This is a genomic window from Alteromonas sp. KUL42 (assembly GCF_006538325.1).
Taxonomy (GTDB): domain Bacteria; phylum Pseudomonadota; class Gammaproteobacteria; order Enterobacterales; family Alteromonadaceae; genus Alteromonas.
Genome location: NZ_BJKK01000001.1, coordinates 230,208 through 243,558, shown reverse-complemented (window position 1 = coordinate 243,558; position 13,351 = coordinate 230,208). Strand labels below are relative to the sequence as shown.

Annotated in this window: 11 protein-coding genes; 4 read left to right on the top strand and 7 right to left on the bottom strand. The window is 44.2% G+C overall.

Translation table 11 applies throughout. The features are described from left to right. Window positions 1-54 precede the first annotated feature (54 nt). A complete protein-coding gene (locus EYR97_RS01040; RefSeq protein ID WP_131092323.1) occupies window positions 55-1,125 on the top strand; it encodes a LysR family transcriptional regulator in 1,071 nt (356 codons plus the stop codon). A gap of 33 nt (window positions 1,126-1,158) precedes the next feature. Here EYR97_RS01040 and EYR97_RS01035 read toward each other — a convergent pair whose 3' ends face one another. The 7 genes from EYR97_RS01035 to ampD all read right to left on the bottom strand — a co-directional run bounded on the left by EYR97_RS01035 (window position 1,159) and on the right by ampD (window position 10,764). Beyond that, entirely contained in the window at window positions 1,159-1,599 is a 441-nt protein-coding gene (locus tag EYR97_RS01035; protein WP_131091990.1) for a hypothetical protein, read from the bottom strand. Window positions 1,600-1,770: 171 nt separating this feature from the next. Beyond that, entirely contained in the window at window positions 1,771-3,192 is a 1,422-nt protein-coding gene (gene lpdA / locus EYR97_RS01030; protein ID WP_131091989.1) for a dihydrolipoyl dehydrogenase, read from the bottom strand. A gap of 132 nt (window positions 3,193-3,324) precedes the next feature. Then, complete coding sequence (gene aceF / locus EYR97_RS01025) at window positions 3,325-5,331, bottom strand: pyruvate dehydrogenase complex dihydrolipoyllysine-residue acetyltransferase (protein WP_131091988.1); 2,007 nt, start codon at window positions 5,329-5,331, stop codon at window positions 3,325-3,327. Between the two features lie 20 nt (window positions 5,332-5,351). After that, window positions 5,352-8,027, bottom strand: a complete 2,676-nt coding sequence (gene aceE / locus EYR97_RS01020) for a pyruvate dehydrogenase (acetyl-transferring), homodimeric type (protein ID WP_131091987.1) — start codon at window positions 8,025-8,027, stop codon at window positions 5,352-5,354. Between the two features lie 194 nt (window positions 8,028-8,221). After that, a complete protein-coding gene (locus EYR97_RS01015; RefSeq protein ID WP_131091986.1) occupies window positions 8,222-8,968 on the bottom strand; it encodes a GntR family transcriptional regulator in 747 nt (248 codons plus the stop codon). 353 nt (window positions 8,969-9,321) lie between these two features. Beyond that, window positions 9,322-10,191, bottom strand: a complete 870-nt coding sequence (gene ampE / locus EYR97_RS01010; protein ID WP_131091985.1) for a beta-lactamase regulator AmpE — start codon at window positions 10,189-10,191, stop codon at window positions 9,322-9,324. A 3-nt stretch (window positions 10,192-10,194) separates the two neighbouring features. Beyond that, complete coding sequence (ampD, locus tag EYR97_RS01005) at window positions 10,195-10,764, bottom strand: 1,6-anhydro-N-acetylmuramyl-L-alanine amidase AmpD (protein ID WP_131091984.1); 570 nt, start codon at window positions 10,762-10,764, stop codon at window positions 10,195-10,197. Between the two features lie 206 nt (window positions 10,765-10,970). Between ampD and EYR97_RS01000 the strand changes: the two genes are divergently transcribed. The 3 genes from EYR97_RS01000 to EYR97_RS00990 all read left to right on the top strand — a co-directional run bounded on the left by EYR97_RS01000 (window position 10,971) and on the right by EYR97_RS00990 (window position 13,344). Next, window positions 10,971-11,489 carry a TIGR02281 family clan AA aspartic protease gene (locus tag EYR97_RS01000; protein WP_131091983.1) on the top strand — a complete coding sequence of 173 codons (519 nt, stop codon included), beginning with the start codon at window positions 10,971-10,973 and terminating at the stop codon, window positions 11,487-11,489. Between the two features lie 18 nt (window positions 11,490-11,507). Beyond that, entirely contained in the window at window positions 11,508-12,362 is an 855-nt protein-coding gene (gene nadC, locus EYR97_RS00995; RefSeq protein WP_131091982.1) for a carboxylating nicotinate-nucleotide diphosphorylase, read from the top strand. 553 nt (window positions 12,363-12,915) lie between these two features. Continuing rightward, a complete protein-coding gene (locus EYR97_RS00990; RefSeq protein ID WP_131091981.1) occupies window positions 12,916-13,344 on the top strand; it encodes a prepilin-type N-terminal cleavage/methylation domain-containing protein in 429 nt (142 codons plus the stop codon). Window positions 13,345-13,351: the final 7 nt, after the last annotated feature.

Below are 13,351 nucleotides of genomic sequence, written 5' to 3'. Positions count from 1 at the left end.
TTTCTAATAGTTTGAACAATTTTATTCAATGCCTCCCCACTGAAGGAGACGATGATGCGTCCACATGATTTAAATTTATTAATGATTTTTGATGCCATTATGACTGAAGGTGCCATCACCCGTGCTGCAGATAGACTTGCTATGACTCAACCTGCCGTGTCAAACGCTCTATCGAGAATGCGAACGGCATGGAAAGACGAGCTATTTGTCAAAGATGGGCGCGGTATTCAACCCACGTCGTACGCCAAGAACCTGTGGAGCCAAATTCAAGGTCCTTTGGGCGAACTTGAGGTAGCAGTAAACCCCACTGATTTTAATCCAGCCACAGCTAAACGCACGTTTCGTATTGCAGCTACCGATAGCATAGTTTCGATGGTATGGGGACCACTTCGAAAAGTCATTGAAAACGAAGCGCCAGGTATCAATATTCATGCTATCCCCAACTACGATATGCAGACTGACAAAATTCTAAAAGACGCGGAAGCAGAGCTTACCTTCTCGAAATATCAAGAACTTGGATCTGTTATACGTGCAGAGCATGTTTTAGATCCTAGTTGGGTCGTAGTAATGCGCCCCGATCACCCATTGGCTAAGTCACAACTGAGTCTTGAAGATTTTGTCGCGGCTGATCATCTATTGGTATCTGTTACGGGTGATGTTACTGGGCCGACCGACCAAGTGCTCGCGAATTTGGGTCTCAAACGACGTGTGGCGATGTCGGTGAATGAGTTTTACAATGCCCCTCCCCTATTAAAAGAAAGCAATCTAATCTGTGTAGCACCTTCACTAGTAATGGAGAAGGAAATATTCTCTGGTGAACTTGCCGTATTTGAGACGCCCATTGAAATCGTGAGCTCCTCACTTTCTGTCATGTGGCACAAGCGCCAAGATCAAGATGCAGGTTTACAATGGCTGCGTAGACTGGTTGTTAAGTTCATCCGCGAACGAGCCGAGCGCCACGAGATGCTACTGTCTCAGTGTTGCCGTAAGGCGTATTGTGAAGAGACTGTTAAGCGCTTTATGCAACAACGCAATATGGATTGTAATGAATTTACACCCGCTCATTTGAAAAAAGATGAAGGTAACAAGGAAATTCGTAGTGAGATTAAAAAGATAACCGCATAATGTAGTACCAATAGAGGGGTTATAGAAAAAGGGTTAAGAAGACACACAGCCCTGCTCTGCAAGCCACTTAAACCCTTCTTCATCACTACTGCAAAATAGGTATGGCATGCTGGCTTTTTTGAATACACGGGCTAATTGTTGTACGACCATAGCAGGGATCTTTGCCCCATCTGCGATTACTGCGCAGCCACGCATACCAATTTTCATCCGCTCTTGTAATGACGCGACTAACAGCGCTTCCGTTTCAGGTGTTAACACGCCAGTTCCATGTATTGAGCCCAAGAACCCCCAAGATGCGCCTTGTAGTGGCTGAACAAGTGAGACCACATCCGCATGATATTGCTTCATCATATTCTCTGTAGCAACACCAGTAAATTCGGCCTTAATGACATGACCTTCCAACGTAATTGTATATTCGCCATGTTTAAACAGTGTTTTAGTAGAAGAAGGATGAGCACTTGAAGTGTTTTGCATTGCAACCTTGTATGCGTGTATAGCGTTATGCTGATTAAACGTAAAAAGCGGAGAGTCTAAATGAAAAATAATCGAGGTAAATCAGCAATTAGTATAACTCCTGCTTTTAGGAGGTCACTTCAACAAAAAACCCGCTAAAAGCGGGTCTTTTACTTCTTCAAGAAAACGTTCTTATTTCTTTTTCTTTGCTTTCGGGTTTGGTAGGTCAGTAATGCTTCCTTCGAAGATTTCAGACGCAAGACCAATAGATTCGTTAAGCGTTGGGTGAGCATGAATAGTTAGTGCAACGTCTTCAGCATCTGCACCCATTTCAATCGCAAGACCAATTTCACCCAGCATTTCGCCTGCGTTCGTACCAACCATAGCACCACCGATTACACGGCCAGTGTCTTTGTCGAAGATCATCTTCGTCATACCGTTAGTGGCATCAGAAGCAATAGCACGACCAGAAGCTGCCCATGGGAATACCGCTGTTTCGTAGCTTACGCCTTGCTCTTTCGCTTCTTTTTCAGTTAAACCAACCCAAGCAACTTCTGGCTCAGTGTATGCAACTGAAGGAATAGCACGTGGGTCGAAGTAGTGCTTCTGTCCAGCAATCACTTCTGCGGCAACATGGCCTTCGTGAACTGCTTTGTGCGCAAGCATTGGCTGACCTACAAGGTCACCAATTGCGAAAATGTGGTCAACGTTAGTACGCATTTGCTTATCAACGTTAATAAAGCCACGGTCGTCAACATTAACGCCAGCAGCTTCAGCACCAACTAGCTTACCGTTTGGCTTACGACCAACAGCAACAAGTACTTTGTCATAGCGAACTGGCTCAGCAGGCGCGTTTTTGCCTTCAAAAGTTACATACAAGCCATCGTCTTTTGCTTCAACCGCTGTCACTTTGGTTTCAAGCATAATGTTAAACTTGTCTTTGTAGTCTTTCATGAATACTTTCATGATGTCTTTGTCAGCCGCTGGAATTAGCTGATCTAAGAACTCAACAACGTCAATTTGTGAACCAAGCGCTTCGTATACAGTACCCATTTCTAGACCGATGATACCACCACCTAGCACTAGCATTTTCTCTGGGATATCTTTCATTTCCAGCGCACCGGTAGAATCAATTACGCGGTCGTCTTTTGGGATGAAAGGCAGGCTAACTGGCTCAGAGCCCGCAGCAATAATTGCTTTTTCAAAAGTAATAGTAGTAACGTCGTCACCATTTTTTACTTCTAGCGTGTTTGCACCAGTGAATTTACCAAAGCCTTGTACATGCTTAGTTTTACGCATTTTAGACATACCGCCAAGACCGTTTGTTAGCTGCTTAACAACGCCATCTTTGTATGCACGAATTTTGTCTAAATCGATGGTAGGCTCGCCAAACGTTACACCGTGGCTTGCAAGGTGCTTCGCTTCTTTCATCACTTTAGCTACGTGAAGAAGGGCTTTTGAAGGAATACAGCCAACATTAAGACAAACACCACCAAGGGTTTCGCGAGAGTCAACGATAACTGTTTCAATACCTAAATCAGCTGCACGAAATGCTGCTGAATAACCGCCAGGGCCGCCGCCCAATACCACCAATTGCGTTTTAATTTCGCTCATTGTGAACCTCAATCCTGTTCTTGTAGGGTTGTGCTATTAGATTTGCCTAATAGCATAACCTAAATCCCACCAAATGGGCTTATAAAATCGTCGAAAACCTCACTGATATTGTAAACGTTTTCGACCTTTTATTTAAAGTATGATTCTGCGCAAGTCCGTAAGATTTGCGGCAACTTCAGTAGAGAACCTTGCACCTACCGCACCATCGATAACGCGGTGATCGTAAGACAAGCTCAGCGGCACCATCAAACGCGGTTCAAAGTCTTTGCCGTTCCACTTAGGCTTCATCTCAGACTTAGACACACCTAATATGGCGACTTCCGGCGCATTTACAATAGGTGTAAATGCTGTTCCACCAATGCCACCTAAACTAGAGATAGTGAACGTACCGCCTTGCATGTCGGCAGCTTTAAGCTTGCCTTCACGGGCTTTCTTAGACGTTTCAATAAGCTCTTGTGATAACTGTTCGATACCTTTCTTGTTCACGTCACGAATAACGGGAACAACAAGACCTCCAGGTGTTTCTACTGCAATACCAATGTTGATGTACTTCTTGATGATCAAACTTTCACCGTCATCAGATAGTGATGAGTTGAACACCTCGTACTTTTCAAGCGCCTTTGCTACTGCTTTCATAACGAACACAAGTGGCGTGATCTTAAGACCAGACTTGATTTTCGCATGATACGCATTTTGCTCTTTGCGGAACTCTTCAACATCAGTGATATCCGCTTCGTCAAACTGTGTAACGTGCGGAATAGTCGCCCAGTTGCGATGTAGGAATGGACCAGAAATTTTCTGGATACGCGATAATGGCTGCTCTTCAATTTCGCCAAACTTGGCGTGATCTACTGGTTTCACGGGAACAATTTGAAGTACGTTATCCCCCACTGGTGCGCTAGCAGATGCTGAAGTACTGCGCGGCTTCGCAAGTTCTGCTTTCACATAAGCTTGAACATCTTCTTTCAAGATACGATTTTTCGGGCCAGTGCCACTTACTTGGGTAAGATCAACACCGAACTCTCGAGCGATTCGACGAACTGAAGGTGACGCATGCGCTTTACCTTTGCCTTTTGCTTCAGGAGCTGGAGGCACAGGAGAGCGATTTTGCGACGCCTGTTGCTGTGACGCAGAAGTACTTTCTTTTGAGGCTGAAGGCTCTTGCTTAGGTGCTTCAGCAGGTTTTTCAGCTTTAGGCGCTAATGACCCGCCGCCATTGGTTTCAAGCTTAACCACTAATGTGCCTTGCTTAACCTTATCGCCTGCTTTAATAAAGACTTCTTTGATAGTACCAGCGTGAGTTGAAGGTACATCCATGGTAGCTTTATCAGTTTCTAGCGTAATTAGGCCGTCTTCTTTTTCAACGGTATCACCCACTGATACAAGCACATCAATAACATCAACTTCGCCATCTTCACCAATATCAGGGACGGCAACTTCAATTGTTTCGCTACTTGACGCTGCTGCAGGTGCTGACGCTTGTTCAGCGCTTTCTTGCTGTGCTGGAGCTGGTGCTTCTGAAGAATCACTTGACGTTGAACCAGAGCCTGCAACTTCAAGCTTGATGACAACCGTGCCTTCTTTCACTTTATCACCGGTGCTAATGAATACTTCTTTCACTGTACCTGCGTGTGTCGATGGTACATCCATCGTCGCTTTATCTGTTTCTAGCGTGATAAGCCCATCTTCTTTCTCAATGGTGTCACCCACAGAAACCAATACGTCGATAACGTCAACTTCGCCGTCTTCACCAATATCTGGTACAGCGACTTCAATGACTTCGCTGCCAGACGCTGCCGGCGCAGCCTCTGACTTGCTTTCTTCTTTTGGTGCTTCTTGTGCTGGTGCTTCTTGCTTAGGCGCTTCTTCTGAAGATGACTCTTCAGAAGCGCTCTCACCGCCTGCAACTTTCATTTCGCCGATAACATCGCCTTCTTTAATTTTATCGCCTACCGATACCGACAAGCTTACAATCTCACCTTCAAACGGTGCGGGGATGTCCATAGACGCTTTGTCACTTTCAACAGTAACCACGCCTTCGTCTGCCTCAATGGTGTCGCCTACGGCAACACATAGCTCGATAACTTCAACTTCGTCACCGCCTACATCGGGTACGATAATCTTTTGAATATCTGACATATGTAAAATACCTTATTTGGCTACGCGTAAAGTGGGTTAAGTTTTTCAGCGTTAATATCAAAACGCTTAATGGCTTCTGCTACCACTTTCTTCTCAACATCGCCGCGTTGCGCCAATTCGTAAAGTGATGCAACCACAATGTATGACGCATTAACTTCAAAGTGAGTACGCAAGTTTTCGCGACTGTCACTTCGACCGAAACCATCTGTACCTAGGCAGCGGTATTCAGTATCAATAAACGCGCGAACTTGATCTGAGTAGCTCTTCACATAGTCAGTTGCAGAAATCGCAGGACCCGCGTCTTTCGTAATCACCTGACCAATGTAAGGTACTTTTTGCTCGGCTTCTGGGTTAAGCATGTTCCAACGCGCTACGTCTTGACCTTCACGAGCAAGCTCATTGAACGAGGTTACTGAGTAAACATCAGAAGAAATATTGTAATCTTCACTCAAAATTTGTGCAGCTTTGCGCACTTCATTCAAAATTGTGCCAGAGCCCATCAGCTGAACATTAAGCTTAGCTTTTTCGTTCTCGACGCGCTCAAGTTTGTAAATACCTTTAATGATTTGCTCTGCCACATCATCACCTTCTGGCATTTCTGGATGATGGTAGTTTTCATTCATCAAGGTTAGGTAATAGAAGATGTTTTCGTTATTACCGTACATGCGACGTAAACCGTCTTGAATAATAACCGCTACTTCGTAACCGTATGTTGGGTCGTAAGTAACACAGTTAGGAATTAAGTTAGCCTGAACATGAGAGTGACCATCTTGGTGCTGTAAACCTTCACCATTTAGTGTGGTTCTACCGGCTGTTGCACCTAGAAGGAAACCGCGTGCTTGGCTGTCGCCTGCCGCCCATGCAAGGTCACCAACACGTTGGAAACCAAACATTGAGTAATAAATATAGAAAGGGATAGTGGTTGCATTACACGTTGAGTAAGACGTACCTGACGCTACCCATGATGCCATTGCACCTAGCTCATTAATACCTTCTTGCAGTACTTGACCTTTCTTATCTTCGCGATAGTAAGCTACTTGGTCGGCATCTTGCGGTACGTACTTTTGGCCTTCATTCGCGTAAATACCAACCTGACGGAATAGACCTTCCATACCAAAGGTACGCGCTTCATCAGGAATAATTGGTACAATACGCTTACCAATCTTCTTGTCTTTCAACAATGCGTTGAGCACACGTACAAAGGTCATGGTTGATGATACTTGACGGTCACCAGAACCTTTAAGAATGGCGTCAAATGCGCTTAGCTCAGGAATTTCAAGCTGTTCTTCTGCTTGTTCTCTGCGCGAAGGTAAGTAACCACCTAACGCTTCACGACGCTCGCGAAGATACTTCATTTCTTCACTGTCTTCGTCAAACTTGAAGTAAGGTAAGTCAGCAACTTTTTCGTCGGCTACAGGAATGTTGAAGCGATCGCGGAACTGTTTAATTGAATCCACGTCCATTTTCTTCACGTTGTGCGCAACGTTTTGCGCTTCACCTGAACGACCAAGGCCGAAACCTTTTACCGTTTTAGCTAGAATTACCGTTGGACGCCCTTTGGTATCAATGGCTTTTTGATAAGCTGCGAATACTTTTACTGGGTCGTGTCCACCACGATTTAGACGCCAGATGTCGTCGTCTGACATGTTTGCCACAAGCGCCGCTGTTTCAGGGTACTTGTTAAAGAAGTTTTCACGGGTGTACTTGCCGCCTTTGGCTTTACAGTTTTGATATTCACCGTCTACCGTTTCACCCATAAGCTGAATAAGCTTGCCAGATTTATCACGGGCAAGAAGTTCATCCCAATAACTTCCCCAAATAACCTTTACCACTTCCCAGCCTGCGCCGCGGAACGTGCCTTCAAGTTCTTGAATAATTTTGCCGTTACCACGTACAGGACCGTCTAGACGCTGCAGGTTACAGTTGATAACAAACGTTAGGTTGTCTAGGCCTTCACGAGACGCAAGGCCAATTGCACCCAAGCTCTCTGGCTCATCACACTCACCATCACCCATGTAGCAGTATACGCGCTGATCTGAACAATCTTTAATACCGCGGTTTGTCAGGTACTTAAGGAAACGTGCAGTATAAATAGCTTGAAGTGGGCCAAGACCCATCGATACTGTCGGGAACTGCCAGTAATCTTTCATTAAATGAGGGTGAGGATATGACGATAGACCATCGCCCGCACACTCTTGACGGAAGTTATTAAGCTGCTCTTCGGTCAGATTGCCTTCGATAAATGAACGTGCGTAAATACCAGGAGAGATGTGACCTTGAGAAAAGATAAAGTCGCCACCTTGATTTTCATTGGGTGCTTTAAAGAAATGGTTGAACCCCACATCGTAAAGCATGGCAGATGACGCGAAGCTACCAATGTGACCACCAAGTTCCAGTTCTTTTTTCGATGCACGCAATACAATCATCAATGCGTTCCAGCGAATTGCCGCACGAATACGCGCTTCAATTGTCAAGTCGCCAGGCATTTTCGGCTCTTGTGCGGCAGGAATGGTGTTGATGTAGGCAGTCGTTGCATCATACGGTAGATGCGCGCCGCTGCGACGCGCTTTATCAATAAGCTTTTCGAGCAAGTAATGTGCGCGTTCTACGCCTTCCTCTTCTAAAACCGACTCAAGCGCGTCAATCCACTCTTTAGTTTCTTGTGGATCCACATCTTGGTGCATCATATCAGTCATGGTGCCATCCTATTTTTTGCTTATATAGAAAATCCTCTTAGGGCTTTGTTTCCACTGGGAAACGCCGAAAGAAGGAAACCTAAATTACGTTGTACTCACAGTGACCCTATCTGGCTCACCTGCTTTTGCAGTGGCACAGGTAAAAACCCGACCGGCCTCTGCGAATGAATAACTAAACAACAAGGGTTGAAAAGCTAAATTTCTAATCGACGCAACGCACGTTGAACACGAGTGTCGCGCTGATTAATTGTCAAAAGCGTTTTCTCGATAAACGCCAAATGCGTATTACATGCCTGACGCGCTGCTTCAGGGTCACGAGATGCAATAGCATCTACAATTTCACGACGCTGTTTAGCGATATCCTCTACCGCCTCTGGATGCGCTGCCAGCATGTCTAAATTTCGTTCGATATTATCCACAAGCATACTTTGCATAGTGCTCATAACATGTAAAAGCACCATGTTGTGAGATGCACGAGCCATAATGATGTAAAACTGTCCCAATGCTTCTGCTTGGCTACGTTTACTCTCTTCGGCTTTTGGCGTTGGTAGCTCGTTAAGCGCTTGTTTCAACGCTTCGTAATCTTCTGGCTGTCCGCGAAGAGCTGAATAATAAGCTGCCATACCCTCTAGGGCATGACGAAACTCAAGCAAGTCAAATTGCGTCTCAGGGCGTTGGCTCACTAAATCCATTAATGGGTCTTTCATGGCCGCATTTAAATTGCGGTTCACAAACGTACCCCCGCCTTGTTTGCGCTCCACTAACCCTCTGGCCTGTAAATTACCAATCGCTTCTCTTAGGGAAGGACGCGATACATCAAACTCAAGCGCAAGCTCTCTTTCAGGTGGTAACTTCTGACCAGCCAACAAAGTACCGTCGAGGATCATTGACTCGAGCTGCTCAGTAATTACATCAGAAAGTTTTTTTCGCGGTTGACGCATGCGTCTTATTTATCCTTACCCTATCAATTATTCTACACCCATCCGGCAAACATAAACCTGATGAATGTAAAAAATAATCGCTGAATATTTAATCTTTGACAAAATTGGTAATACCATTTTACCTATACAGTTTAAGTCAGATCGATTTGCAGGTAAATACTCTAGAGCATAGCAAAGCTGTAGCACTTTGCTTACTGTTAAGCTTTATCGTTGAAATTGTTAAGAAAAATAAAGACCAATAAACTGGTCTGATGAGAAAAGAAAAGCGGGAAAACTGTACTAAAGCGCCTGATCTATAAATGATTTATTTATAGACCAAACTTAACTACTTACGTACATGTAAAAAATATTGGTTATGCTAAGCTGCCTAGTAGGGTTAATGCAGATGTAATGACGAGTAGAAAAATAACATTTCGCTTGGCGAGTTTAACGAGAACTTTGGGTTCAATTGATGCATTTTCACTCTGCATTTTTTGCTCTTCAGGGGTTAGCATCTCGGCCTTTGACGATATTTTAGTTAACACATCGTAGGCAGAAATATTAAATTCTAGGGCATGCTTCAGCCATTCTGGTAAAGCACGAGAGAAATGTCCCATCATCAACATACCAAAGGCAGTAATCCGAACAGGTATGTAATCAAGTGCAAACATCAAACGACCAGCGGTTTCTCTCAAGGGGTGGTTCTCAGAACAAAACGCTTCTGTTGTACTTCTGCATAAACAATAAAAGAGTGCTCCCGGTGCTCCAAAGGCAATAAACCACAACATAACCGCAGCATAATGTTGATAGTTAAGCCAAGTTAGATGTTGACCAAAACTCATTCCCTCGTGCTTCGCACTACCATCACTTTCATTTGAGTTAGCGCAGTGCCCTAATTGGTCGGTGTACATGCTACACGCCTGAAGATCTCCCCTTTCAGCAGCATTCAAAAAGCATTTATAAGTGGCGCGCAACGCAGGGCACCCTACACACACAAACAAGATAAGACTTTGCGTGACGAAAGTGAGAAAAGCACCAAGTAACCAATATTCAATAATGGCAAGGGCTAAGGCAGGCATTAACATGGTTAAATAGAATGAGGTCGCGGCGCTGTCCTCACTCAACCAGCCTTTATCAATAACGAACTGACGATATTGGTTGGCATAGGTTTCAACGTGCCAGTGTGTATCTTTAGTGATAAGACGTTCTAAGCTCAGCACTAATAGTAAACTCATTAACATCATAGATCAGGGTTTTCCTTGTTTCAGTACGCGTCGTAAACTCGTTCTATATCTTGCCCAATCGAACGCTACGCCGGGGTCTGTTTTTCGCCCCGGCGCTATATCATTATGACCTACAATACGCCCTAAAGAGATCCGAGGATAGCGATTAATAATGAATTCACTCAGTAATGTAAGTGCGTCATACTGTACATCGGTATAGGGCAATGTATCCGTCCCTTCAAGTTCAATGCCTATGGAAAAATCGTTGCAGCTGCTTCGTCCTTGAAAGCATGACAATCCGGCATGCCATGCCCGTTTGTCAAAGGGTACAAATTGCTCTATTTTTCCCGTTCGATAAATAACACAATGCGCTGATACCCTAAGCCCTGCTATTGTTTTGTAAAATGGATGTGCATCGGGATTGAGCTTGCCGGTAAACAAATCGCGAATTCCCGAGGTACCGAATTGTGATGGCGGCAGAGAAATATTATGGATCACCAGTAGGTCAACATTGTCACTACACTCGCCACTTGCACAAGGGCGGTCATCGTAATGTGGACAATCGATAAATGTGGCTGGTTTGTAAAGCACCATGCTAATTGATTTTTTACTTATTTAACTACATATAATGAAGTGTGGCATTGCTAGGTAGTCAAAAGCAAGCTATTCACAGTTATGTTGATTTTGGCCACAACCTCGTAAGTAGCTTTACATAAAGACTAAGCACTAAGGGCAACACATGACTGAAGGCTTCTTAAAGGACGGTTTAGTGACTAAATACTCAGTGAATGGAGACACTAATGAACGAAGAAAATAGCGAAGTACACTCTGCCGGCAAATGGATGGTTGCACTTGCTTGGATATGCGGCTTGGGACTACTCGTGTTCGTTTTTTCTGACTTATTGGAAAAACAAGTTAATCCAAATAGCGAACCTGAATCTCAGCGTATCGGTTCACAAACAGAAGTACGCTTGAAGCAAAATCGACAAGGCCACTATGTCACCACGGGCTTTATTAATGGCGAAGAGGTAGTTTTTCTAGTTGATACTGGCGCAACGGATGTTGCCGTGCCAGCGCATCTTGCCAACAAACTGCAGCTTCGCGCAGGTCGAGAAGGATTGGCATCTACCGCTAATGGGATGGTTAAAATAGCTGATTCACGTATCGACACCCTTCGTATCGGGCAAATTGTTCTGCACAATGTGGAAGCAAACCTTAATCCTGGTATGCAAGATGACCATATTTTGCTTGGAATGAGTGTTCTGCGCCAATTAGAGTTTACTCAGCGTGGAGATTGGTTAATATTGCGTACCCTTTAAAGAGATAGCAGCAAAAAAATGACATCACCAGACCCACAAGCCATTCGCGAACAGGTATCTACTGCACTTATCGAAGATCTCGGTGGAGAGCTAAACGCCGCCAATGATATCACCGCTAACTTAATTGACAGCAATGTTAGTGCGAAAGCCACCATATTGACCAGAGAGCCTTGTGTCATTTGTGGTGTGGCCTGGGTAGATCAGGCTTTTGCACTCATTGACGACACTATTTCACTTACGTGGCATGTTGCTGATGGAGACAAAGTGGAAGCTGACACCGTTTTGGTTGATATCGAGGGTTCTGCACGGGGGATCCTCACCGCTGAACGCACTGCGCTTAACTTTTTGCAAACCCTTTCGGGTACCGCAACCATCACAGCATTTTATGCCAACATATTGGCGGGTAGCCAAACAAAAATTCTAGACACACGCAAAACCTTACCGGGTTTGCGCTATGCGCAGAAATATGCCGTGCGCTGTGGTGGTGGTAAAAACCACCGCGTAGGCTTATTTGACGCGTTCTTAATAAAAGAGAACCACATTTTTTCATGTGGAGGTATAGAAAACGCCATCACAAATGCGCGTAAAATGATGCCAACAAAGCCAGTAGAGGTTGAAGTAGAAAACCTTGAAGAGCTTACAATCGCATTGTCTGCCGGCGCAGATATAGTCATGTTAGATAATTTTACCAACGAACAGATCCAACAGGCAGTAGCACTCAATAAAGGGCAATGTAAACTAGAGGTATCAGGCAATATTACTGATGAACGTTTAGCGTCATTATCGAATTTGGGTGTGGACTATATCTCTTCGGGTGCATTAACCAAACATGTACAGGCTATCGACCTTTCTCTGCGTATTAATTTGTCATAGAAAACCATATTCTGTACTTGTGATAAAAAGGCATAGCAAATTGTTATGCCTTGCACCTCACTCGATATTCCCACCTGATGCAAAATGACGCAAAGCAGTTTAACGACAACACATCAACATCGCCTGTGTATAGATGGTTATACCTTGTGATAAAACTTTCACGATGTTTACTTATCTCAGGGTTGACTAATATGATGGAATATATCGTTAGTGATACGTTATTGTTTATTGACCTATTGCATTAAAACTATGCCATTGCTTTGATATTTATACTAAATTTGTACTAGGCTTGTGCAAATAAGGCTGTTTAGAAGATTGTGTAATGCAAAGCTCCACACACGAAGAAAGCCTTATAAACAAGGGTTAAACAAAATTGGAGAAAATGGCTCAGTGAAAAAGTAAGACATAGGTATGTTCCTCAATACTTGTCAGCAACCATAAAGATTCTATACTTGAAAACAAGTACCAGGGGCGTTCCCATACGACTCAGGTATAAACGTCAATTTGAATTACATTTAAACTTAACGTGTTATACACGTCCCGGAGATAAACCATGATGAACATGAACACTCAAAAACAACAAAAAGGTTTCACCTTAATCGAACTAATGATCGTTGTTGCAATTATCGGTATTCTTGCAGCAATTGCACTTCCGGCTTACCAGAACTACACAGAAAAGGCGAAGTTCACTGAAGTAACTAACGCAACTGCGGCAGCGAAAACAGCAGTTGAAATCTGCGCACAAACTGCTGGCGCGTTAACTAACTGTACTGGTGGTTCAAATGGTGTCCCTGCTGACGTATCTGCTTCAGGCAAGATTGTTGGTATTGCAACTTCTGGCGGTACTATCACTGCTACAGCATCTCCAGATTCAAACATCAAAGACAGCACAGGTAATGCAGCTACATTCAAGTTAACGCCTACCCTTACAGATGGTCGCATCACTTGGGAAGCTGACTGTACTCCTGATACACTTTGCTAAGCATAGC